Below are 25559 nucleotides of genomic sequence, written 5' to 3'. Positions count from 1 at the left end.
GAACAAAAAGGGGCCAAGGCCCCTTCAATTTCAACCATGGGTGTATTAGCCCACCAGTTGACGTTCTTTGATTTCTGCAAGGGTTTTACAATCAATACATTGATCGGCTGTCGGTCTTGCTTCTAAACGGCGGATGCCAATTTCGATGCCACAGCTGTCGCAGTAACCGAAGTCGTCATCTTCAATTTTTTGCAACGTTTTCTCAATTTTCTTGATTAACTTACGCTCACGGTCACGAGCGCGTAACTCAAGACTGAACTCTTCTTCTTGTGCTGCGCGGTCTACTGGATCAGGAAAGTTAGCCGCTTCATCTTTCATATGGCCAACAGTGCGGTCCACTTCTTGTCTTAACTGGTTGCGCCAAGCTTCTAGAATGACTTTAAAGTGCTCACGTTGAGCGTCATTCATGAATTCTTCGCCAGGCTTTTCCTTATAAGGTTCAAGCCCAGCAATAGCTAATACGCCCAGTGTTTTTTTAGCCTTGCCTTCTGGCATGACGTTTCTCCTTTTTCACACTTAACTAGTGATGGAAGCAAAAATAAGGCGGCTATCTATAGCAAAATAGCTGACGTGGATCAATTGCAATTTATATTTATTTGTTCAACCTACAATCAATCCCTAGTTTTTACTGCCTATTACATATTACGAACTCATCAATCTTGTTGGTTATTTATCCAATCCAGTTTTTTATTAAGACAAAGCTCTGTGGCTGATAGTTCAGCCTGATAGACTAATATTTCAACACCCGCCTGCTGCGCTTCATTGATCAACTGATTATAGATGGGATCTATTTGTTTTGCCGCACTGACAGAGTTAATCCCTGAATGCATCACTGCAAAGAGCAGCACCGCGCGTGCGCCTGTTTGTTTTATAGCCATTAATTCTCTAAGGTGCTTTTGCCCGCGTGGTGTCTTGGTATCAGGAAACCAGCCGTTTTCCTGATCTAATAAAGTGACGCTTTTTACTTCCACATAGCAATCCGCTTGTGTCTCGTCACGCAGCAGAAAGTCGATTCGGCTATTTTCATCGCCATACTTCACTTCCGCTTGCACGGTTGAGTATTGCGCAAGTGCCGGGATGCGCTGTTCAAGTAAAGCTTGTTTAACAATTTGATTCGCCCTTTGGGTGTTCACGCAAATGAGTTGCCCTGATTGGGTTTGGGTCAACTCCCAGCTGTAGGCGTATTTTCGTTTACTGTTGCCAGAATAACTTAGCCAAACAGTATCACCCGGCGAGCCACAGTTGGTCATGGCACCGGTATTAGCAATATGCACGGTGACTTCACGGCCATCTGGTAATACGACATCAGCTAAAAAACGTTTGTAACGTTTAATTAATGTGGCGGATTGTAACGGCGGGGTAAATTGCATGCCTGCTCCATTGGCGATGGTCGATGGCGGGCAGGGTAAAGCTCTTTCCCTATCGGCGCAATGGTTTTAAAGGGATAAAGAAAATTGAGCGGGTTAGAGTTTTTAGTCAAGGGCGCTTGCGTTAAGATAGCGCCTGCCATTATCCAATCGCGAGCCTTGTTGTGTTACCCATAGAAAGTATATTTCCAGCCTTATCATCTAGTTTATCTCACTATCAGCAAATTATATTGCAGGCTCCTACGGGGGCTGGTAAATCGACTGCATTACCCTTATTTTTGCTAAATCTTAGGTCGCATATTCAAGGTAAAATTATTCTGTTAGAGCCGCGTCGGTTAGCAGCAAAAAATATTGCTCATTACTTGGCTGAGCAGCTTAATGAAAAAGTTGGGGATACCGTTGGGTACAGGATGCGCGGTGAAACGGTTGTCTCCCAGCATACGCGCTTAGAAATAGTGACCGAAGGTGTGTTGACGCGAATGCTGCAGTCCGACCCGGAATTAACCGGGGTGGCGATGGTGATTTTTGATGAGTTCCATGAGCGCAATTTACAAGCCGATTTAGGCTTAGCCTTGTGCTTGGATGTGCAAGCTGGGCTGCGCGAAGATCTGCATATCTTAGTGATGTCAGCGACATTGGATAACCAACCCCTTACTGAGTTAATGCCTGACGCTAAGGTGTTAAGTTGTGAAGGTCGTATGTATCCGGTTGAGCTTCATTACCGGAGCCCGAAAAACCAGTATATAGAGCAAGATTTAGCGCTGTTGATCAAACAGATCGTTGCCAATGAAAGCGGTAATATTTTGGTTTTTTTAGCGGGTAAAAAAGAAATTGTTAACCTCGCTAAATTGTTACAGCAGCAAGAATGGCAAGATGTGAATATTTGCCCTCTTTATGGCGCGATGCCTCTCAATGAACAACGTCTTGCGATTGCTGAGCCACCAGCGGGTAAGCGTAAAATTGTGCTTGCTACTAATATCGCAGAAACCAGTTTAACCATTGCCGGCATCAGCGTAGTGGTGGACTCGATGCGCGAGCGGCGCTTAAAACTTGATCACAAAACCGGCATTGGCACCTTAACCACACGTTTGATCAGCCAAGCTGCAGCCACACAGCGTATGGGGCGAGCGGGGCGTATTCAAGCTGGCAGCTGTTATCGCCTTATAAATAAAGAAATTTATGCGAGCCTAGAGCAACACAGTTTACCCGACATTATGGTGGCTGACTTAAGTGCGCTGGTGTTAGAGCTAGCCGGTTGGGGGGTACAACAAGCGGATGCGCTATCTTGGTTGACTTTACCGCCTGAGCGCAATTGGCAGCAAGCCGTCAATTTGCTGAATCAACTCGGCGCCCTTACGCCATCGGGCCAGTTAACGGCCCATGGTCAAGCTATATTAGGTTTTTCTGGCTCGCCTCGCGAAGCGCACATGTTATTGGCCGCTAAGGAATTAGAGCAAAAATTTAATCTGGTTGGCTTTACTGCGTTAGCAGCAAAATTAGCGGTTTTATTAAACCAGCAGCAAAGGGAGTTTGATTTATCGCGAGCGGTAGAAGCAAGGCTCAACAAGGTTGAACAACAGCAGTATCTGCAAACCTTGAAAAAGTTAGCGCTAGCGCCTCCTGCTACTTTACCGGTGGCATTAACCGGACTGGCTTTGGTGTTAGCTTATCCTGATCGCATTGCTCGTAAACGGGCTGGGAATAGTGACCATTGGCTACTTAGTTCTGGGCTGGGGGTTAAACTTTATTCTGAGCAGAGCTTGTTTAATCAAGAGTGGTTGGTGATCCCGCAACTTGGCGGTGTTGGCAAACAACAAGAGTTACTGGCTTTTACGGCTGCGCCCCTTGAACTTTCAACTCTCAAACAATACCAGCCACATTTATTCCATACCCATCATGATGTTAGTTGGGATGCCAGCATTAATAAAGTGAAGGGCACAGAGCAAACACGGGTAGGCGCGATTGTATTGAGCAGTCAGCCGCTGAAAAAGATTAATCCAGAGCTTCGCACTCAAGCATTGTTACAAGGCATCTTAGCTTTGCCTGAATTACCATTAACTGAGGCGGCGTTAGCCTACATTGGCTTGGTAGAATATGCGCGCAGCTTAATGCCAGAATTAGCGCTACCTGAGCTTAGCCAAGACAGCTTACGTCAGAGTATCGATGTTTGGTTGGCGCCTTATATCTCTGATTTAACCAGCTTAGAGCAAGTGAAAAAGTTAGACATGTTAAACCTGATTAAACAAAGGTTAACTTGGCCCCAGCAGCAAGCTTTGGCAGACTACTTTCCGCGCAGTTATACCACCCCTGCGGGCTCAACAGTAAAAGTACAGTATGAAGGTAACAAACCCCCAGTTATTGCGGTAAAAATGCAGCATATGTTTGGGTTGAGTGAGACGCCTAAAATAGCCAATGGTCGTGCTGCAATCACAATTCTGTTATTGTCTCCGGCGGGTCGACCTTTGCAAACCACTCAAGACTTAGTGGGCTTTTGGCAAGGCAGTTATAAGGACGTACAAAAAGAAATGAAAGGGCGCTACCCCAAGCATTTTTGGCCCGATGACCCAAGCGCTGCGCAAGCGACCACTAAAACCAAAAAATTCATGAATTCAGAGCAGTAATATGGCGACCCGAAAAAAAACAACGCTTCGAGCACCGCGTAAACGCAGTCAGAAGAAGCCAAAATCGAAATTTAATCGACAAAGTATTTTCGCTTGGTTTTGGAAAACGAGTCTTAAATTAAGTTTAGTTGTATTTGCTGGCGTGCTGATTTACGGCATTTATCTTGATAGCAAAATACGCTCTCGTATGGACGGCCAGCTGTGGCAGCTACCAGCACAAGTTTATGCGCGCCCGTTAACTTTGTATCCCGGCATGGCGCTCGATAAAAGTGAAATGATTGCTGAACTTAAGTTACTTAATTATCGCTATGTACAATCACCGCGCCGCGCGGGGGAATATGCCCAATCGAAAACACGCATTGAAGTGGTTCGCCGTGGTTTTGTGTTTAAAGATGGGCCTGAGCCAGAAAAGCGAATTTTAGTTGAATTTAAAGGTGCCTCGGTGAACACCATTACCTTGGTCGAAACGGGACAAAAACTCGGTTATGTTAGGCTCGAGCCGTTGTTAATCGATCGTATTGGCACCAATAATGCCGAAGATCGTATGATGGTTACGCTGGATAAAATGCCTAGTTTATTAATTGAAACCCTAATGCTGGTTGAAGATCGTGACTTTTATCAGCATCAAGGTGTTTCCGTGATGGCCATTTTACGTGCCATGGTGGCTAATGTGCGAGCAGGGCAAACAGTACAAGGTGGCAGTACGTTAACTCAGCAGTTAGCCAAAAATATCTTCTTAACACGTCAGCGTTCATTGCTACGCAAAGCCCAAGAAGCTTATATGGCGTTGATCATTGATTTTCGTTATGACAAAAACCGCATTCTTGAGGCGTATTTAAACGAGGTTTACCTTGGTCAAAATGGCGCCAATGGGATTTATGGTTTTGGCTTAGCGAGCCATTTCTATTTCGGTCGCCCAGTTTCAGAGCTTTCTGCCGGTCAAATTGCACATTTAGTGGCACTGGTTAAAGGCCCTTCTTATTACGACCCATGGCGTTCGCCTGAGCGTTCCTTAGCAAGGCGAGATCTTGTACTCAAGCTAATGGCTGATAATGACTTAATTGAGCGCCATGAATACGATGTTGCTTCTTCGGCGGATATTGGCGTGATTAAACGCGGCGCGATGGGTAAGCAAACGGCACCGGCATTTTTATCTCTAGTGCGGCGTGAGCTGGAAGAAAAAGTAGGTGGCTCTGAAGTTATTCAATCTGGTGTGCGTGTTTTTACTTCCCTTGACCCAGTGGCTCAAGCCAGTGCCGAAAATGCATTAGCCCAAGGTTTAACGGATATAGAAAAGGCGCGAAAGTTATCAGGCCTTGAAGGAGCGATTGTTGTTTCAGATAAACGCAAAGCGGAGTTGATTGCTGTGGTGGGGGGCCGCGATGTGAAATACGCCGGATTCAACCGTGCCATGGATGCGGTTAGGCCGATAGGCTCATTGGTGAAGCCTGCGGTTTATGTTACGGCGTTGGAAGGTGATTATAATCTTGCCTCTATCCTAAAAGATAAGCCGATTAAATTGAAAAATAAGTCGGGCAGTGTTTGGGTACCAAAAAACTACGACAAAAAGTATCGTGGCAGTGTGTCATTACATGACGCGTTGAGTGCATCTTTGAATATTCCTACGGTTAATTTAGGGGTGGCTGTCGGTTTAGATAATGTAGTGACTACCTTAAATAAGATGGGCTTAGATAAGGTTGTGAAACCGTACCCCTCTTTAGTTTTAGGCAGTGTTTCAATGTCGCCAATGGCGGTTAATCAAATTTATCAAACCTTAGTTAGCCAAGGCTTATATCAACCCCTGGTAACCATTCGAGCCGTCACAGACGGGGCAGGTAAGGTGATTTATGAAAAAGATGAGCGTGCTAAGCGAGTGCTTGATAAAGCGGCCAGTTACCTCACTTTATACAACCTAGAAGAAGTGACTAAAACCGGCACCGCGAAAAGCCTAACGTGGCGTGTACCTGGCGTGAAACTAGGCGGTAAAACTGGTACCACGGATGAGCTTAGAGATAGTTGGTTTGTGGGGTGGGATGACCGAGACCTTGTTTCTGTTTGGGTTGGGCGAGATGATAATAAACCAGCAGGGCTAACTGGCTCTAGTGGCGCGGTGCCTGTGTTTGCCTCTTATATGAAACAAAGGCAAGGCAAGAGTAGTCGTTTAAAAATGCCAAATGGGGTTGTGATGGGGCAATTTATTGCTAAAACGGGCCAACTAGTCAATGATACATGTGACAATGTGATTAAATTGCCAGTTAAAAAAACACAACTGGCGTCACAAAAAAACTGTGCTGAAAAAAATATCAAGGAGATTCCTAGTTGGTTAAGTAGAATTTTTGGCTAATTTCCTTATAATTAACCAACTTAGGGATGTAACTAACAATAAAAATATGGCAGGAACAACAATGAACAAAAAATTACTTCTAGTCTCAGCAGTCAGTGCTGCATTATTAACTTCTGGTTGTGCGACTAACGAAGAGCATAGCCCTAACAGTGAAGCTGCTCACCCAGCAATTTGTGCTATTGTTGGTGGTGGTGTTGGTGCGCTTGTTGCCGCTGGCGCTGATGCTTCTGGCGCAATGGGTGCTGCCTCTGTAATGACTGCGGCCATTGCTGCTGGCCTATGTTACGATCCAGATACTGATCTTGACGGCGTAGCGAATAGTAAAGATGCGTGCCCTGATACACCTGCTGGTGATGTTGTCGACGAGGTAGGTTGTTCAGTAGTCGTTGAAGAAGAAGTCATCGAAGAAGTTGCTTTCTTCGTTCCTTCACAATGTAAAAACTACGTACAAGCTGTTAATGGCCGCGTAGTTGGTTTTACCCCGCTAAAATTCGCTTTTGATAATTACGAATTAAGTCGTGGTATGAAGCACCACATGAGCTGTGTTGCAGATGCAATTAGCCAGAATGGCCTTAATGTTGAGCTACAAGGTAACACTGATAGTTCAGGTACCGAGCGTTACAACATGTGGTTAGGTGGCAAGCGCGCAGAAGCGGCATACAACTACATGATATCTACAGGTTCGGATGCATCTGTATTAAGCACTAAGAGCCTAGGTGAGAGTAACCCAAGTTCAAGTAATGGAACTCCAGAAGGCATGGCGGATAACCGTCGAGTTGATTTCGTTATGAAATAACGATGCTATCGCTTGTAGAAAACCGCCCGAGGGCGGTTTTTTTTTGCCTAAATAAAAAGCTTGAATAGTTGCCTTATCTCGTTTGCATAGCCGATATTATAGATTTATTTTTTCATAAGCCTGTTGGTAAACAGTTGCAACTACTAGCTAATAACCTGAAGCTGCGTTTTCATCACTCCAAACGAAGTTTTGCCAAAAAATGGGCACTTTGGGCCGTAATTGGCTTAAGTATTACTTCGATTATTTAACTCTTTTATTGAGAAAGCACAGCTGCATTTTATCCACTCACTTAGACGTATCGTCTCAAGTATTGTCTTTAGAGTAAAAAATACAGTTTAAGTAGCCATTTATAGCCGCTAAAATGATATTTGTCGATTTTGATAGCGCTATCCAATTTTGTTTTTTATCCATTTAAATCAATGCTTTGTGATTTTTATTGACGTTATTAACGTGGTTTTTAGCGTTTTTGACGTAATTATTCTGCTCGTTAACGGAATTTACGCAAAGTATTGTGGTTTTTTTAGGCGAGAATTTGCTATCTTTACCTCGCAGTCTTTTGAAGCGTTATTTTATTAGCTGTTGTGAATTTAGTGGTTGTAAGATGACTGCACCTCATCTTACATAAATTACCCACAGCAAGGATCGCAGTGGTAGCCCTACCAAGGGTAGATAAAACGTGGATATTTACAAAGAGCCATTTCCTTTCCTTTGTAATGGTTTTTTTAGTAGGGAGCTAATTTAGCTCCCTTTTTTTTGTCCTCGTTTTTTGAATTCTGATGAGTCAGTGGAGTAGGATTAGGGGCAGGGGGGCTTCGTAACGCCGATGTTGATTTACTTTTATTAGCTCCGTGGTCTGATTTTTTACCTCTAAAAAATCTAACCACGGAACATAGTTGGCCTTAATAGGTGTTGCGAAGATGGGTGCAGGATAGAGATGCAACTATATCTGCTTTGCTTAGTGTTTGTTCTGGTTGAAAAAATACTTCTTTTGGCTGGTTCGGCAGCAGTGTCAGACTATTATCACTGAACTTACCTTGTAACGTTGAACTCAACTGAACGAAGAAAGCAGGAGTATCCACCGATAATACAATCGCGACACCATTATCTACTTCATTAACCTGCCATTTCACATGGGCTGGTTGAAGCTCACAGGCCTTCCAAGGCACATTAATATAATCATTTTCAATAACAACTTGGTTGTTGTCAGTTTGCACTAATTTCACATGCCAAAAGTGTTGGTTGTCTTCTTCGTTTGTTAGGGAATGGATAACCACACTTTGATCTTTGGGGCTCACCACATCAAGTGCGATTGTTTCAACCGCGTCTCCGCCAAAGTTATATTTAACCAGCTCACCAGTAAACTTGGTATCGCTATCAAGATCACTTACCAGCATAACATTGAGCCGTTCATCTTTAGGTACAAAGGTAACTAGGTTTGGTGCAAAAAAGCGCTTAGCATGATAATGCAGCTGCTTCCACTGACCGCTATATTCAATACTTGACCAAGAAGCGACAGGCCAAACATCGTTTAACTGCCAATATAATATGCCCATACAAATAGGTTTGGTTGAGCGCCAGTATTCAGAGGCCGTTTTAATGGCTAAAGCCTGTTGCACTTGGCTCAAGTAGAGAAAGTTTTCAAACCCTTGCGGAAATCTAAATAGGCGGGTAAACATCTCTACAATTTTAGAGTTGCCGCCATTGTTTCGTTGGTGCCATTCCATTACTGGTGAAGTGATGTTCCAATCGGATTCCTCGGCATAGGTCTTTACCGTACTAAGTGAGGGGAATGACTGATAGCCGAACTCCGAACAGAATCTAGGGTTAACCTCACGATAAGCCGAGAAAGATTTACCGCTGTGCCATACATCCCAAAAATGCATGTCGCCTTTATTATCGTCGTGCCATGCATCGCCAAAATCCAATTCGCCATTACAAGGCGAGCTCGGCCAAAAGCGACGGCTAGGATCAAGTTTCTCAACGCTCTGATCTAATGCTCGATTTAATCGGTCGTAGTTGACGGTGTATTTCTGGCGGTTCTCCCGTGATTCGGGATACCAGCCAATTGAACCAATCACTTCGTTATCACCACACCATAACGCAACGCAGCTGTGGTGTTGTAAGCGCTTAAGTTGATGAGTGAGCTCATCTTCAACATCGGCAATAAATTCAGGGGTTGAAGGATATTGAGCGCAAGCAAACATTAAATCTTGCCAAACCAGCAAACCTTTTTGGTCACATAGTTGATAAAAGGTATCAGATTCATAAATACCGCCGCCCCAGACCCGGATCATATTCATATTAGCGGCTACAGCGTCACCGAGTAGTTGATCAATCTTTTCCGAGGTTGCCCTACTTGGCATGGCATCAGCCGGGATCCAGTTGGCTCCCTTACAAACAATATCTCGCCCATTTACTCTAAATAGCATGCTAGCGCCAACTTCATCAGGCTCAGTAACTAGCTCTAATTCACGCAAGCCAATTTGTTGTTGGATAATTTGATTATCAACCGCCACTGTTAAATCATAAAGGGGCTGCTCGCCGTACCCAGCAGGCCACCAACGTTTCGGCGCAGCAATACTCATTTCAAAGTTTAATGTGTGTAAGCCATCACTTACAGTTACGGTTTTCTCAACTAGTTGTTCGCCTAGCTGCAAGGTAAACGTATGCATACCTTCATGGTAAGCAAAATACTCAACATCAATGGATAATTGGCAACTATCTTCAGTGAAAACTTGCGTGTTCTCAACATAGCGCAAACTGATATTGTCGATGGGTTTAATGAGCGGTTTTTCGTATAAGCCTGCAACCAATAAACAAATACCCCAGTCCCAACCAGCATGACACTGGGCTTTACGCACTGTGTTCATGTGTGGAATTTGATTATTCCCGACCGCCCAAGGCACAGGAAAAGGCAGATTTTCTGCTCGTTCGGCAGCGATGTCAGCAACAGGGTGAAACAATATCTCTATTTCATTTTCACCTAAGGTAACAGCTGGCTTGATGTTGATAATGTGGCGTTGAAACTGATTACTGGCTTGATAAATAACTTGTTGATTTATTGATACAGTGGCAATGGTATCGAGGGACTCAAGCCATAATTCAAGAGCAGCTTGGTTAAGCTCTGATTCTGAGATAAAAAACGAACGTTTAATTTGCCAAGGCGTTTGTGCTACCCATTGCACTTGGCTCTCATTTTTACTGATATACGGGTCTGGAATTTCGTTGGCTAGCAATAAAGCGCTATGTATATCGCCTGGAATCGCGATGTCACATGAAATGTTTCGTGAAGAGTCGGAAGATAAGCACCAAGTGCCTGCAAGAGTGATGTTACTTTTCATTCAGCCAGCCTTCTTAAATTACTGATTCATTGTATGAACATATCAGAATTGATGGATTATTCTGGATTCAGTGTCATACTTTCGCTGTTGTAATGCAAATTAAGGAAAACAAGGGCAATGGTAGGGGTTTCCCCTAGTTATTAAGGTGATATTCGTTTCAGTTGTAACAAGTGCCTTTAGAGGGCGCCGGTGCGTATTGAAAGTTAAAGGCTCTTGTTATTTGAGATGCCCCGCAATCAAGCAGGGCAACAAAGCTTAGTTTGCGTTACAGTGCTTTAAAGCAGTGTGCTGCAGCAGCGATGGTTTTGTCTAAATCTTTTTGGCTATGGGCTAACGATAAAAATCCGGCCTCATACGCGGAAGGCGCAAGGTAAACCCCTTGTTCTAACATTAAATGGTAGAACTTCTTAAAGCGCTCGATATCACATTGAGTGACTTGCTCGTAACGCGTGATTTTTTCCTCGGCAGTAAAGAAAAAGCCAAACATACCGCCAACGTAATTAATTGCTAATGGAATGCCTGCTTCATCCGCAGCTTGTTTAAGCCCTTTGGCTAAATATTCTGTTTTTTCACTTAAACGCTGATAAACCCCTGGCTCACACAAAGCATTTAATGCCGCTAAACCTGCACTCATTGCCACAGGGTTACCCGATAACGTACCCGCTTGGTAAACAGGACCCGTTGGCGCGATGTAATCCATAACGGCTTTTTTACCGCCAAAAGCCCCCACAGGCATACCACCGCCGATCACTTTACCTAAGGTTGTTAGATCGGGCACGACATTATAATGGGCTTGTGCACCGCCAAGGGCAACGCGAAAGCCAGTCATTACTTCATCAATGATTAGCAGTGCGCCCGTTTTATCACAGATAGTGCGCAGGCCAGATAAAAAGTCAGCATTTGGTGGAATGCAGTTCATGTTGCCAGCAACCGGTTCAACAATAATACAGGCAATCTCGTCGCCGTATTGGTCGAATAATGCTTCAACAGAGGCTAGGTCATTAAAGCTTGCGGTTAAAGTATGCTTAGCGAAATCAGCAGGAATGCCCGGCGAACTTGGCTGGCCTAAGGTTAACGCGCCTGAGCCCGCCTTAACTAATAAAGAGTCGGCATGGCCGTGGTAACAACCTTCAAATTTTACAATTTTGTCGCGTCCAGTGTAGCCGCGGGCTAAACGAATTGCGCTCATGGTGGCTTCAGTGCCAGAGCTTACCATGCGCACTTGCTCCATTGACGGCACCAATTGGCGTACTTTTTCGGCCATTTCTACTTCGATCGCGGTTGGCGCGCCAAAACTTAAGCCATTTTCCACCGCTGCTAGTACCGCTTGTTTAATACGGTCATCATTATGGCCAAGCACCATAGGTCCCCAAGAGCCTACGTAATCTATGTAGTCTTTGCCATCTACATCATATATATAGGCACCATTGGCTTTATCGATAAATAAAGGCGAGCCACCAACACCGTTAAAGGCACGTACTGGCGAGTTCACGCCGCCAGGTATTACTGTTTTTGCTTGTTCAAATAATTGAGACGACTGGCTCATGTTAGTCCTTGTGGCTTGTTCAAAAAGTTGCAGGCAATATATCAAAAAACTTGCTCAGCTTGCACTGCTACTCACAACTTATGCCCGTAAACAGAGATAAATTTTACAGCGTAAAAAATGGACTTTTGGTAACATGCCTACTCAATTGCATAAAAAACAATCGTAAAGGGTTAATTGCATTGCCTGTATCTAAGCACCTTGACGTTGTTTAGTTATCAAAAATGAGCCGTAGACCGAAACAAAAAATAATAAAAAGCACTTTCAAAAATAAAGAGGTTATCAAGTTGAAAAAGTTAATTAGTTTTACTTGGTGGGCGATGTTAGTCGGACTGGGGCTAAGTGTTGGCTTCTTAACAGGACAAAAAGGCTACCAAGACACCACGGCTATTATTGAACCTCTGCAGTTGAATATCGCGGCGCTCAATGAAAAAAACAATGAGCTTTCTAGTCAATTAGCGGTCAAAAATACTGCGCTGGAAACTGAGCAAGTTGCATTAGCCGCTATTACACAAAATCTAACCCAAAGCCAAAATGAAATTTTTGAACTGCGTAAAGAGCTGGCTTTTTACCAAAAGGTATTGTCGCCAGAGCTAATGGTGGGCGGCGTTGCGATTGATTCATTAAACTTTTACGCCAATGATAGTCACCTTTTACGTTATCGCTTAGTTTTGGTGCAGCTGGCTAAAGAGCGAGACGTGATTAAAGGTAATGCGACATTTGAAATCAATGGCATCAATCAACAACAAGAAACTATCACGCTGAGCCTGGCGGATTTATCCCTTAATAAAGCGGCAGAAATCCCGCTAGATTTTACCTATTTTCAAGTGATAGAAGGTGAAATTCAATTACCTGAAGGCATGACCGCAGCAAATGTAAAGCTCACCATTAACTTGGATCGCGACAACAGAGGCAAAGCACAGTCGTGGTCTGCCGACTACATTTGGTCTGAAGTCTATGTGCCGCTTCCCGTGCCAGCGACGCCAGAGGTAACGGTTGAACCCACTAAGGAATTGAATAATGATGTTGAATCTAGTGTTGCGACAAGTGTGGAGCCGAGTGTTGAATTAACCATTGAGTCAAGCACCGAGCCAAATGTTAAGGCCAGTGTCGACCCAACGGCTAACCCCACCTCTGCGCCAGATATTAAGGCTAGTTTAGAGCCAACGGATGGCCCCACCACTGAGCCAGAAATTGAAGTCAGCGTAGAGCTTAATGACGATGTATAACGGCAACAGCGCTCGAAATATCTGAGTAATAGAGCTGATTTTTGCGCATTTTATTAGCAGTCGTAGATGAATACTTGAACTGTTTACTCAGGTATTAGATAATCCAAGCCAGATAGTGAGATCAGAGGTTACAGATGTCGACAGATGTTGAAACAGCATTACCCATATATTTTAGTGATGCCGCAGCAAAGAAAGTAAAAGTTCTGGCTGCAGAAGAAGAGAACCCAAATTTAAATTTGCGTGTTTATGTAACTGGCGGTGGTTGTTCAGGATTTTCTTATGGTTTTACCTTTGATGAAAAGGTAAACGAAGGCGACACCGTAGTCAGTAACGATGGTGTTTCTATGGTAGTTGACTCAATGAGTTTACAATACCTAGTCGGTGGTACCGTTGATTATACTGAGGGCCTAGAGGGATCGCGCTTTTTAGTCGATAACCCCAATGCTTCGTCAACTTGTGGTTGTGGTTCAAGTTTCAGTATTTAACTAACCACTACGCAATCTCTAACCACCTTTCGAGGTGGTTTTTTTATGCCTAAAATTTAACCCCAAGGCTAACCAGCCGAATTATCGCGCTATATTTATCTTTTTTGTTAGTTTCCTTTGATTTTAATTTGTCGAGTTGTATTATTCTAATTCTTTGTTTTAGCTTACACGAGTTGATCAGCCAGTGCTTAGTTTACGTTACTCACACTTTCTGTCAGATTTACAGTCAGCGAATACAATACTCTATGAAACATCACTGTATTAGCCAGCAACATGTTAAGCGCTAACCTTATGTTTATTGCATGATGGCTAAAAGTGTATTCCATTAGAGGTGACGAAACGTCATTTGTTAGTTTAAGGAGAAACCATGCCAGGCTTTGCAACTTTTTCAAATTGGCTTGCAACCAGACCATACATTATTGCGTTAGTTTTAACCTTGCTACTATTTGGCTGGATGTGGTCAGGTCATGCCGCTCAAGAGAAGGCAGAGCACCCGGCAAAAGCCGAGGAAGCTGAAGTTGTCTTACCTAAAGTTCGTATCGCACGTTTTGTGTCGCAAGATGTAGTGAAAGATTTAACGCTATACGGTCGCAGTGAGCCGAATCGACAAGCGATGCTCAGTGCCGAGGTCAGTGGTAAAGTGGTTGAGGTGTTTGCAAAGCGCGGTGCATTAGTTAAGCAGGGTGCCCCCATTGTGCGCCTTGAAATCAATGACCGAAAAGAGCAATTAGCACGAGCCAAAGCATTACTCAAGCAACGAGAAATAGAGTATAACGGCGCTAAAAAACTGAACGTGCAAGGCTTTCAGGGTAAAGCTAGGCTGGCTGAAGCCGAGGCTGCATTAGTTGACGCTCGCGTATCGGTTTCTAGTTTGACACTGCAAATTGAAAAGACCACTATCAGGGCGCCATTTACTGGCATTTTGAATACGCGTTTAGTTGAAGTAGGGGATTTTTTAGGTATTGGTGACCCTATTGCAGAGGTGTCCGACATTGATCCCATTATTGTCGTTGGCGATGTAACAGAAAAAGACATTTCTCGTATCCATCTCGGTCAAAAAGCATACACCCGCTTAGTTAATGACGACAATGTCCCGGGAAAAGTTAATTATATTTCGTCAGTCTCAAATCCTGCTACCAATACTTTTCGCATCGAAGTGGCAATTGATAACCCTGATTTAACTTATCTTGCGGGCTTAAGTGCTGAGCTGAGTATTCCACTTGAGAAAGCATCAGGTATTAAAGTGACCCCTGCGGTCTTAGCTCTCAATGATCATGGCGAGCTCGGCGTTAAAACGGTGGTTGATGCTCATGTAGTGTTTACCCCCATTAAGATCATCAAAGCCGATCCTGATGGTGTGTGGCTATCTGGCTTTTCTGGCCCGGTCGACGTGATCACGGTTGGCCAAGGTTTTGTTAATCCGGGTGATGAAGTTATCGCTGTAACAGCGGAGGCTGAACGTGGTTAATATGATTGATGCGGCCCTGAGCCGTGCGCGAACTGTGGTGATGATGCTGCTGTTGCTGTTGATAGCAGGCTCGGTCACCTACAACAACATTCCCAAAGAGTCTAACCCAGACATTCAAATTCCCTTTCTCTATGTTTCAGTTCATCACGAAGGGATTTCGCCTGAAGATGCCGAGCGTTTATTATTGCGGCCCTTAGAGCAAGAGCTCAAAGGCATTGAGGGGATCAAAGAAATGACCTCCATCGCCTTAGCCAGCCACGGCTCGGTCACCATGGAGTTTAACGTTGGCATAGATGTAAAAGAAGCGTTGGCAGATGTTAGAGAAAAAGTAAGCTTGGCCAAAGCCAAGCTACCGGATGGCACCGATGAGCCAACCATTCACGAAGTGACCTTTGCCAGTATGAACCCGGCGTTGACAGTACTTGTTTCTGGCTCAGCACCAGAGCGCGCCCTAGTGAGACTCAGCCGAGATTTACAAGATAAAATTGAAAGCATGCGCGAAGTGCTAGAAGTGAAGTTGCAAGGCGACCGTGAAGACATGATGGAAATCATTGTCGATCCCTTGTTACTTGAAAGCTACAACCTAGACACCGGTGATATTTACCAACTTATTTCTCGTAATAACCAAATTGTGGCCGCGGGCGACATGGATAACGGACAGGGACGCTTTCCAATCAAAGTGCCTTCGGTGTTCAGTAATCTGCAAGATATTTACAACCTGCCAATCAAAGTAGATGGCGACACCGTAGTGACCTTTGCTGATGTCGCCAGTATTCGCCGCACCTTCAAAGACCCTGAATCGTTTGCCCGAGTAAATGGCAAAACTACCTTAGCGTTAGAAGTGGTTAAACGCCCGGGCGAAAACATGATTTCCACTGTGGAAAAAGTGCGCGCCTTAGTTGCGGAAGAAAGTAAACAATGGCCCTCAAATATTAAGGCCGACTTTGCTGGTGACCAATCAAAAGAAGTAAAAAATATGCTCGGCGAGCTGCAAGCTAACGTCAGCTCCGCGATTATCTTAGTGGTGATCGTCATTGTCGCTATTTTAGGCGTACGCAGTGCTGCGCTGGTTGGGATTTCAATCCCAGGCTCATTTTTAACCGGTATTTTAATCCTCGCCATCTTTGGCATGACCATTAATATCGTGGTGATGTTCTCGTTGATCATGGCCGTTGGTATGCTGGTGGACGGGGCTATCGTTGTTACTGAGTATGCTGATCGTGAAATGTCAGAAGGCATTCCCAAGCAGCAAGCTTATCGTTTAGCGGCCAAACGAATGGCATGGCCGATTACCGCCTCTACCGCAACAACCCTTGCCGCTTTTGCGCCTTTGCTGTTTTGGCCGGGGATCATGGGCGAGTTTATGAAATATTTACCGCTCACCTTAATTTGTACATTGTTAGCATCATTGTTAATGGCGCTGGTGTTTGTTCCCGCGCTAGGCGGTATTTTTGGTAAAGCTCGTCCCGTGTCAGAGAAAAACAAGCAAGCGTTATTGCAAGCTGAAACGGGCAATATTTTAACCTTACCGGGCTTTACTGGGTTTTATGTGCGCTTACTTAATCGTGCGATTAAGTATCCTTTTATGGCGCTAGTAACGGCGTTAGTAACAGCGGTTATTGTTATTTTTCTTTATGGCAGTTCTCACTTAGGGGTAACGTTTTTCCCTGATATGGAGCCGCCGGGCTTTAACATCAAGGTTCGCTCATATGGCGACCTTTCCATCTATGAAAAAGATGCGCTGATGGCCGAGGTTGAAGGCAAGATTTTGGGGCTTGAAGACATCGACACCTTAGTGGTTAAAACAGGAGGGGGTGGTCGAAATGAAGATGACCTCATTGGCACTATTCGGGTTAATTTACTTGATTGGCAACTGCGCCGACCGGCCGATGAAGTAATAGCCGACATTCAACAGCGCACTGAAAACCTTGCTGGTATCACCATGGTGATTAAAAAAGACGAAGGGGGGCCGCCGTCAGAGAAAGACGTCGCCATTGAAATCAACTCGCGCTTTTCCGAGCTACTTGAGCCCGCATCTAAGCTAATGCGTGAAAAAATGGTTAACTCGGGCTACTTCGTCAATATCGAAGATAACGGCGATAAACCCGGCATTGAATTTCAGCTTAATGTAAACCGAGCCGATGCCGCGCGTTATGGCGCTGATGCTGCATTAGTGGGTAGCTCAGTGCAGTTTATTACTTCAGGCTTGAAACTCGGCGAATATCGCCCTGATGACGTTGACGATGAGCTGGATATTCGAGTGCGCTTTCCGGAAGACAAGCGCAGTCTGGCGCGCCTTGACGCACTCAGAATAAAGACCCCGCAAGGGCAAGTGCCAATTACTAACTTTGTTGAGTTAAACGCAGCCCACAAGCAAGCGACAATCCATAAGGTTGATGGTAAAAAGTCGATTACTATTGGTGCTGATTTAGCGGGCGATAATCAGTTACATGAAGTTATTCCTGCCATTGAAGCAGAGCTGGCGAAAATGGACATTGACCCGAGGTTAAGCATTAAAATTCGTGGTCAAAATGAAGATGAGGCGGAGTCGTCGGCGTTTTTGAGTCAGGCATTTGTTGTTGCTCTGTTTGTTATGGCGATTATTTTGGTCACCCAATTTAACTCCTTCTACCAAGCTGGCCTGATTTTAAGTGCGGTATTATTCTCGACGGTAGGGGTATTTTTTGCCTTATACATCACGCAAAAACCTTTTGGCATCGTCATGTCGGGGATTGGCGTGATTGCCTTGGCCGGGATAGTGGTTAACAACAACATTGTATTGATCGACACTTACAACTTTTTGCGCGCCAAGGGCATGGACATAAAAGAAGCCATTCTGCGCACCGGGGCGCAGCGCTTACGTCCAGTGATGATGACCACTGTGACGACTGTGCTGGGGTTAATGCCGATGGTATTAGAAACCAATGTTGATATTGTTAACCGAGTGGTTGAATTTGGCGCGCCAAGTACGCAAATGTGGTCGCAACTGGCTACCGCTATTGCCGGTGGCTTAGCATTTGCAACCATACTCACATTGGTGCTTACGCCTTGTTTATTAAAACTAGGCGCGAATGTGTCGAATTTTTTCCATCGCCGTAAAACCAATAAGGTTGAAGCTAATTTTGTTAGTGAAAGCTAGCAGTAAGGATTAACCACAAAGGTTTAGCTACTGAGACTTTTCAAAGCGATGCTTAGGCATCGCTTTTTTTTCGTGAAAAGATAATATTTTGTCAGCGCTTAAGGTAGAATCGCGCCAATTTTTACTAATACGCCACTAAGCCATGTTAGCCCAATTTGTATATTTCTCAGATTTACTCGGTTGTATCGTTTTTGCCATTTCAGGCGTGTTGGTCGCCGGGCGGCTGAAAATGGATCCTATTGGCGTAGTAGTACTTGCCTCTGTTACTGCTATTGGTGGCGGCACCATTCGTGATATGGCCATTGGCGCAACCCCGGTATTTTGGATTAACGATACCACTTACTTATATGTAATTTTTGCCACGGCCTTGATCAGCATGCTAACGGCCCGTAAAGCCCATCGCTTGCCTAGCTTTTTATTGCCAGTACTTGACGCCTTTGGCTTAGCCCTTTTTACCGTGATTGGCGCTGAAAAGGTATTGTCTTATGAGTTACCGAGTGTCGTAGCTATCGTCATGGGAGTGATCACTGGCGTCGCGGGTGGCATGATCCGCGATGTATTAGCGGGGCAAATTCCTTTCGTATTGCAAAAAGAAATTTACGCAACTGCATCTATTCTAGGCGGGGTGCTTTACACCGTTAGCTTATCCTTAGGATTAGATGATGGTTGGGCATTGGGTATCGCCATGGCGGGTACGTTAGGATTACGCTTAGCTGCGCTGCGTTGGCACTTATCTCTGCCTGTGTTCAATCTACGCCGTTGAGAGACGCTCTGAGAGATACAATTTTGCTGCTTATTTATAAAATTGAGAACTAAAACGGACGTTTCGCGTAGCTAATCAAGCCATCAATAGATAGAATCGGAGCGTTTTGTCTGGTTTTAGTCTGAATTTAGTGTGGTTTGAATGTCATTTAATGTTTCTATCAAGAAAAAACACCTGTGGATCGGCCTGCCTTTACTGGTGCTGTTGTTGGCAATGTTAAGAATGCCAGTAAAAAGTGCCAGCGTAGAAACGGTGGCAATGGCTTCAACCACCACCAGTGTCCTATCTGATCAAAATTTAGATGAGCTACTAGAGCCTGGCGAGCAAAGATACAGCATTGGCGAAAAATATGCCTTACCGTTAAGCTTAGAAGCCGTTAAGACTCGCGCCAGTCAGCAAAATAAATCCCACCCTCACGCAGACTCAGCCAATTTTATTACCGAGACTATTACTGTTGAGTCAGGTGATAGCTTAGCCCTGATTTTCCAACGCGCAGGCTTAAGCGCTAAAACATTGTTTCGTATTGATAACCTAGGCGGCGACGCGCACAAACTACGCCGTATTCACCCCGGTGAAAAAATAGAGTTCACTCTTACTTCTGAGGGGAAATTTCACCGCTTACGTTACCCTTATAACAGCACTGAAACCTTAGTGGTTAATAAAGAGACTAAAGGCTTTAGTGCTAATATTGAAACCTTAACCCTCGAAGCGCGCACCGAATTTACCCGTGCCGATATCGTTTCTAACTTCTGGAACGCAGGCATGAACAATGGCCTTGATGTGGGGCTGATTATGGAGCTTGCCAACATTTTTGGCTGGGATGTGGATTTTGCCTTGGATATTCGCCAAGGTGACAGCTTTGCGGTGCTTTATGAGCGCCTTTACCATGAAGGTGAGTTTGTAAAAACAGGCAAAATACTCGCGGCTGAATTTATTAACCAAGGTGAGGTGTTCCAAGCCGTGCGCAGTGAAGATGGCAGTTTTTATACCCCTGACGGTAAAGCCATGCGCAAAGCCTTTTTACGTGCGCCAGTAAACTTTAAATACATTAGTTCTAGCTTTAACCCGAAACGTCGCCACCCAGTTACAGGTAAAATTCGCGCCCATCGCGGCATCGATTACGCTGCCCGTACTGGTACTCCAGTTGTATCAGCAGGTGACGGCAAGGTAATCACCTCTGGCTACAACAAATTTAACGGTAACTACGTAGTCATTAAACATAGCTCAAGCTATATTACTAAATACCTGCATTTAAATAAGCGTTTTGTTAAGCAAAATCAGCGCGTTAAACAAGGTGATAAAATAGGTACCGTGGGTGCAACAGGCCGGGTTACCGGGGCGCATTTACATTATGAGTTTTTGGTTAACGGTGTACACACCAATCCTAAAACGGTGAAGTTACCACAAGCCGAATCGCTATCAGGCCAAGCCAGAGATGATTTTATTGCTTATTCAACGCCTTACATCTCGGCATTGAACACGCAAAACCGCCTAATGCTCGCCAATAACTAAGTCTTCTGTATCCGTTTCATGGCGGTTAAACTGCCATGAAACGCCTTTCTAGTTAACCTATAAATATCCCTCGCTTGCGTAAAATTTCCCCGCTATAATCCGCCGCCGGCAATTGGCTGGTCACTTTTTTGGAGCAACACATCTTGGGTAAACTGATACTCAAACCTCGCCGTTACCTGCACTTGGTATGGCTCGCTTTATTGCTAAACGCCTGCGCCGCCCCCTTATTATTAATGACTCCGCAAGGCCAATTAATGTGGGCACTCATGAAGCCGTTAGTGGGATTAGACCCTAATGACGTTAACTTGTTAGAGCAACCCCTAATCAAAAACCGGATGGAGCCATTACTGGGTGAGCACTACCAGACCGCGGTAAGCTTGCTTAAAACGGCTGACGAAATTCAGCAGCAAGGCCCGTTGTATTATGTAATTTCCAACCACACTCCAGTGCCGCAGCTGGCGGAAAAAGCGGGTTTGGTATGGAATGCTGACACCAACCAAATGGCAGTGATGTTGCTAACAGGTGGCTCACCGCAAGTGTTTGCCGAGCAATTGCTCAATCAGCAGATGGAAGAAATTGTGCCGATATGGCCAACAGAATTATTGCAATACACCGATCCAAAAATTCTGCAGCAAAAGGCCGCAGAGCAGTTAATAAAGCGTCAGCAAGATGCCAAAGCCGAATTAATTAAACAGGCACAAGCACAAATTCATGCGGGAGGGAAATTAGTTACCGAGCAAGTTTTGCCGCTAGAATTTAACGAGCTACCCTTAGAAGAGTTACTTGAGGCGCAAAGCGCGCTACCTGATTAATAGCCAAGCCCAACAACCCCACATTTATCGCCTCTTTTATCAACAAAGGGGCGACGAGCATTTGCTACTTAATTCCGTACATAGCTTGATGAAAATCCAGGCAAAACTGATTATTATAGCCGACATTAATCAAGCTTTTTATAAGGAATAAAAATGGATATTCAACGTATTAACCCCGATGTACGCTGGTCAGACGTAACTGTTTACAACGGCATTGCACACTTTGTCGAAGTGCCAGAAGGTGATTTATCGGCAGGTATTTCCGCACAAGTGCAGCAAGTGTTGGCGCAAGCCGAAGAAAGGCTAGCGAGTATTAATAGCGACAAAACCCGCATACTATCAGTGACTATTTACATTACGGATTTTGCTAACCTAGCAGCGTTAAATGAAATTTGGGACGCTTGGTTTCCAGCTGGCACCGCGCCAAGTCGTGCCTGCGTTAAAGCCGAACTGGCCGACCCTAACTATTTAGTCGAAATGGCGTTTGTGGCTGCCGCCAAATAGCCGAACGTAGCGTGAAAACCTCTTTTAATCTGTGCCATAACCAGTATGAAAAAGTCAGCAAAACTATCTACACTTAAAACTACGTGTTAACGGTTTATGTGCTACCAACTGCTTATCGTCAATAAAAGAGGTGTATATGTTAGGTGAAAATCATTCACTCCGAGCTGAATTTCCAGAACATTTGTCAACCATTAGTGATTTGATTGCCAGCGATGAAAACTTTGCTGAGCAGGTCAAAAAGTACGACTCCCTTGATAAAGAAATTCGAGTGCTCGAACTTAATGGCGCCCCCATTGGTGACCAAGCGATGAACCAACTTAAACTGGATCGTGCCGAGCTGAAAGATTGGCTGTTTCTACAGCTAAACAAAGCCTAATAAACCACATGAGAGCCAGATCGGCTCTCTTTTTTTATCGTAAAGGGTCGCAGGGATCTGTCTCTATCCCCTTAGTATTTTTACCCTTACAACGACGCTTTTATTACAAACATGCTATTCATTTAGACGACATGTTTAAACAAAGCTGAGGCTAGTTGAGTTAAATGAAATGAAGCTTTAGGAGCGCTGATGAACCCGAACCCTGTCGATTTAATGACGTTAGTCGTATATCAAGTTTGGTATGTGTTGCCCGTCCTCATTTTTATCTTAGTGCTAAAAAGCCGCTGGTTTAAAGGCCGGTTGGGGGAGTTTATTGTTAACCGCATGTTAGCCACTTTGCCCAAAGCCCATTACACCCTCGTTAAGGATGTAACATTAGCGACGGTCGATGGCAGCACGCAAATTGATCATATATTAGTTTCGTCATTTGGTGTGTTTGTTATTGAAACTAAAAACATCACAGGTTGGATCTTTGGCTCAGCCAAGCAGCGCCAGTGGACTCAGCAAATTTATCGCCACAAAAATCAGTTTCAAAACCCACTACATCAAAACTACAAACACCTTAAAACTTTGCAAGCCATACTCAATCTGCCTGATCATGCTATCCACTCGCTGGTGATTTTTATTGGCAATAGTCAATTTAAAACCCCGATGCCAGCTAACGTTACCTATGCTCGCAGCGGTTTACGTTATATAAAATCTTTTTCCGATAGAGTTCTTACACAAGCTCAAGTAAGGGATATTGTCGCGTTAATTAGCACTCATCAACTTAGCAAAGGGCTTAAAACCAATCACGCCCACAACCAGCATGTTAATAGCCTCAAAGCAAAGCCTCAGGTGAGTAAGCAGTCTGTTACTAACCAGCCATGTCCTAAGTGTGGCTCGCCGATGTTGATCAGAAAGGCCAAGCGCGGCAACCAAATAGGTAATCAGTTTTGGGGTTGTAGCCAGTTTCCAACATGTCGCAGCACCTTAAAGTATTAAGCCTAAGTTAGCGCTGTGGTTTACTTGGTACTTGTGTCTCTCTTTGTATGGAAATAGACCCGTTTAGCGCTAATGGCGTGCTTACACCTTTATATTTAGTGTTGGTTTGTTGTTCATGCCAGATGTTTTTGCCGTATAACATTATTCGCCGCCGTTTTGTCGGAAAATAACATGGCTTAAATCAAACACCTTGTAATGTGTTGTTTACAATATAAAAAATCAATGGGATTATTCAGGCCATGTTATAGACGCCGTTTTGGGGTGTTTAACCCCCCATTTTGGGATCTAAGAAGCTGTTATGTGAATAAGTCATGAAAGAGTTACTCAAAGAAATTACACCAACGATAAGAAATCTTGGTTTTAAAGGCTCAGGCCAAAACTATTATTTGATTGATGAAGACGTTGTTATGGTGGTTAACTTCCAGAAAAGCTCTGGGGGAAATAGGTTCTATATAAATCTAGGCGTAGAGCCGCTTTGCCTTATCCAAGACCAAGAACCGAAAAAAGTAAAAGAGTACCAGTGCTCATTTCGGAAAAGAGTTTCACCTCCTGAAGACCTGTTAGGTTGGCCATATGAACTATCAAGCCAAGAGGTTGACGAAATTAATGATAAATTGATATCTGGCTTTAATAATTATTTAACTCCTTTAAGCAAAATACGTATGGCTATAGCAGAGGCTGAGCCGAATAAGCTTTTAGGTAATGATAATTCCAATATTTATGGGGGCGAGCATGCCCTAACTTATTTAAAGCTAGCTATGCTTGCCTATGAATACGCGCAAGAGACAAAGGCTCAAAAATACGCTCAATTAGGGTTAAACATATGCAAGCCACAAGCAGAAAGTTTATTGGCATCATTAAAAAAACTAGCAAGCACATAACAAGTTTAGGCAAAGGACTGGCAAATCTGTCACTTAAATTGCTTACGCAATTACGTGCCAGCTTCACCAGCCCATGCTAAAGGCGTTAACTGCAAAGAATGAAAACTTACTCAGAAAGAACCAGAAGGCCACCAGATTTTATTGTCGAATATCGGTTTCTAACCCATGACGAAGGCGGTAGAGAATCGCCACCACATCAACATACTAGATGGGATTTCCTTTATGCAGGTGATGACCCAAAGGTAGATGGTATCAATATGATCTGGCCTGAATTCATTTCTGAGGCAGGAGAAGTCCTACCTGAAGGAGAAGTTTCATCATCAGGTAAGGCTCTTATGTTTATACTAGTTGATGAAAGGCGTGAGTATCATTCCAGTAGAATAGCCGTCGGAACCATGGGTTACTTTACTGAAGGAAGTAAGAAGGTTGCTGAGTGTAAGGTAACTGATATTGTAGGTTTACTCGAAAGCAGTTAACAAATAGTAGCTGCATTTGGCCCGCTTTTTACCGCTGTCGCGGCAGGCCATCGACTCACTATCGTTCGCGGCAGTACAACGACGTTAGGTGGCGCAAAGCTTCTGTTTTTGGCTGGTCGCCACAACAGAGTTTGGTGCTGGTACGCGTGCCAACTCTTAGAATTTCGCTAGCCGGTAGAGTATCGTTAGCTAGAAATAGGGCGCACAAGGTTGAGCGTTTTCAGGTCAAAATTGCAAGGTAATCATAGTGGCACTTCTTCGTGCTGATCCTTTCTGAATTTTGCCACTACTGGCTTCCCGCATGGGTGTTGCTAAGTCTGCCAACCTAACCAGTCCGCCCAAGCGACAGCATGAGCTGTCATAATTTTTGTAAAACAACAAAAATTCCGCCAGCTGCACGCTGCGCATGGCGGAAGCGTTAACCCTCATAAGGAGAAACCATGAGCGAATCAATTTATCAAACCCCGAATTCGAGCCAAGCGAGCTACAATTCAATTGAGCGACCACGAGTGAGTAAGCGATTTATTCACGTAGATTGGTACTATGCGCGTGTTGATTTACACGCGTGAGTATATAACTGAAGAGCCGGATGCGGTAATTCCGCACGTCCGGATCTGTGTGGGGTCGGCCCAGTAATGGGTCGCTCTACCACGATTTGAAGCGTTAGAAGCCAAAATTACAAATGATCGAGATTGAAAAAGAAGATTTTAGGTTCTGCGCCAAGCCGTATGACTGGAAGCTGGGAATAGCCGTCGAAATCGAAATATACAAAGGTTCGCAGAAAGTTGGTGTGTAGTGGTCAACTAAAACTGGCCACCTCGTTATAAGTTTTGAAGTATTCTGCTTCAGCCTTTTGTGGCGATAACCCCTTGTTAAACTGGTGAGGCCTGTACCGATTGAAATAACCGGTAATGTAAC

20 protein-coding genes are annotated in these 25559 nt (G+C 44.4%); 16 read left to right on the top strand and 4 right to left on the bottom strand.

What is annotated here, in order from left to right; genetic code table 11:
* Positions 1-45 precede the first annotated feature (45 nt).
* Positions 46-495, bottom strand: coding sequence for an RNA polymerase-binding protein DksA (gene dksA, locus K6Y31_RS17000; RefSeq protein WP_233054131.1), 450 nt, complete (start codon positions 493-495; stop codon positions 46-48).
* 158 nt (positions 496-653) lie between these two features.
* Positions 654-1370 (bottom strand): DNA/RNA nuclease SfsA, encoded by a 717-nt coding sequence (gene sfsA / locus K6Y31_RS16995; RefSeq protein WP_233054130.1) that lies wholly within the window; start codon positions 1368-1370, stop codon positions 654-656.
* 161 nt (positions 1371-1531) lie between these two features.
* Between sfsA and hrpB the strand changes: the two genes are divergently transcribed.
* From hrpB to K6Y31_RS16980, 3 genes are all read left to right on the top strand, one after another.
* Entirely contained in the window at positions 1532-3988 is a 2457-nt protein-coding gene (gene hrpB, locus K6Y31_RS16990; protein WP_233054129.1) for an ATP-dependent helicase HrpB, read from the top strand.
* A gap of 1 nt (position 3989) precedes the next feature.
* Positions 3990-6332: a penicillin-binding protein 1B gene (mrcB, locus tag K6Y31_RS16985; RefSeq protein ID WP_233054128.1), complete on the top strand. Its 2343-nt coding sequence runs from the start codon at positions 3990-3992 to the stop codon at positions 6330-6332.
* A gap of 61 nt (positions 6333-6393) precedes the next feature.
* The gene (locus K6Y31_RS16980) at positions 6394-7128 is read left to right on the top strand and encodes an OmpA family protein (protein ID WP_233054127.1); all 735 of its coding nucleotides are present in this window, start codon (positions 6394-6396) and stop codon (positions 7126-7128) included.
* 899 nt (positions 7129-8027) lie between these two features.
* On the opposite strand, the gene K6Y31_RS16975 is transcribed toward K6Y31_RS16980, so the two are convergent.
* Positions 8028-10469, bottom strand: a complete 2442-nt coding sequence (locus K6Y31_RS16975) for a beta-mannosidase (RefSeq protein WP_233054126.1) — start codon at positions 10467-10469, stop codon at positions 8028-8030.
* 265 nt (positions 10470-10734) lie between these two features.
* Entirely contained in the window at positions 10735-12015 is a 1281-nt protein-coding gene (hemL, locus tag K6Y31_RS16970; protein WP_233054125.1) for a glutamate-1-semialdehyde 2,1-aminomutase, read from the bottom strand.
* 284 nt (positions 12016-12299) lie between these two features.
* On the opposite strand from hemL, the gene K6Y31_RS16965 reads away from it, so the two are divergent.
* The 13 genes from K6Y31_RS16965 (at position 12300) to K6Y31_RS22365 (ending at position 25210) form a co-directional block, all read left to right on the top strand.
* Positions 12300-13241 carry a DUF6776 family protein gene (locus K6Y31_RS16965; protein WP_233054124.1) on the top strand — a complete coding sequence of 314 codons (942 nt, stop codon included), beginning with the start codon at positions 12300-12302 and terminating at the stop codon, positions 13239-13241.
* Between the two features lie 134 nt (positions 13242-13375).
* Entirely contained in the window at positions 13376-13726 is a 351-nt protein-coding gene (erpA, locus tag K6Y31_RS16960) for an iron-sulfur cluster insertion protein ErpA (protein WP_232804087.1), read from the top strand.
* Positions 13727-14093: 367 nt separating this feature from the next.
* The gene (locus K6Y31_RS16955) at positions 14094-15194 is read left to right on the top strand and encodes an efflux RND transporter periplasmic adaptor subunit (RefSeq protein WP_233054123.1); all 1101 of its coding nucleotides are present in this window, start codon (positions 14094-14096) and stop codon (positions 15192-15194) included.
* Positions 15187-18333, top strand: a complete 3147-nt coding sequence (locus K6Y31_RS16950; protein WP_233054122.1) for an efflux RND transporter permease subunit — start codon at positions 15187-15189, stop codon at positions 18331-18333. Before K6Y31_RS16955 ends, K6Y31_RS16950 begins: the two co-directional genes overlap by 8 nt.
* A 142-nt stretch (positions 18334-18475) precedes the next feature.
* A complete protein-coding gene (locus K6Y31_RS16945; protein WP_233054121.1) occupies positions 18476-19096 on the top strand; it encodes a trimeric intracellular cation channel family protein in 621 nt (206 codons plus the stop codon).
* Between the two features lie 141 nt (positions 19097-19237).
* Positions 19238-20608 (top strand): peptidoglycan DD-metalloendopeptidase family protein, encoded by a 1371-nt coding sequence (locus tag K6Y31_RS16940; RefSeq protein WP_233054120.1) that lies wholly within the window; start codon positions 19238-19240, stop codon positions 20606-20608.
* A 143-nt stretch (positions 20609-20751) separates the two neighbouring features.
* Positions 20752-21420: a hypothetical protein gene (locus K6Y31_RS16935; protein ID WP_233054119.1), complete on the top strand. Its 669-nt coding sequence runs from the start codon at positions 20752-20754 to the stop codon at positions 21418-21420.
* 153 nt (positions 21421-21573) lie between these two features.
* Entirely contained in the window at positions 21574-21924 is a 351-nt protein-coding gene (locus tag K6Y31_RS16930; protein ID WP_233054118.1) for a RidA family protein, read from the top strand.
* 136 nt (positions 21925-22060) lie between these two features.
* On the top strand, positions 22061-22300 hold the full coding sequence (locus K6Y31_RS16925) for an HP1242/YdcH family protein (protein ID WP_233054117.1): 240 nt from the start codon (positions 22061-22063) through the stop codon (positions 22298-22300).
* Between the two features lie 189 nt (positions 22301-22489).
* Positions 22490-23284: a nuclease-related domain-containing protein gene (locus K6Y31_RS16920; protein WP_233054116.1), complete on the top strand. Its 795-nt coding sequence runs from the start codon at positions 22490-22492 to the stop codon at positions 23282-23284.
* Between the two features lie 311 nt (positions 23285-23595).
* The gene (locus K6Y31_RS16915; protein WP_233054115.1) at positions 23596-24165 is read left to right on the top strand and encodes a DUF4304 domain-containing protein; all 570 of its coding nucleotides are present in this window, start codon (positions 23596-23598) and stop codon (positions 24163-24165) included.
* A gap of 98 nt (positions 24166-24263) precedes the next feature.
* The gene (locus K6Y31_RS16910) at positions 24264-24641 is read left to right on the top strand and encodes a hypothetical protein (RefSeq protein WP_233054114.1); all 378 of its coding nucleotides are present in this window, start codon (positions 24264-24266) and stop codon (positions 24639-24641) included.
* A 440-nt stretch (positions 24642-25081) separates the two neighbouring features.
* Positions 25082-25210: a hypothetical protein gene (locus tag K6Y31_RS22365; RefSeq protein WP_282560195.1), complete on the top strand. Its 129-nt coding sequence runs from the start codon at positions 25082-25084 to the stop codon at positions 25208-25210.
* Positions 25211-25559: the final 349 nt, after the last annotated feature.

Source organism: Motilimonas cestriensis (assembly GCF_021295315.1).
In the GTDB taxonomy this organism is placed as follows: Bacteria; Pseudomonadota; Gammaproteobacteria; order Enterobacterales; family CBDFNC01; genus Motilimonas; species Motilimonas cestriensis.
This window is presented reverse-complemented; position numbering and strand designations above follow the sequence as displayed.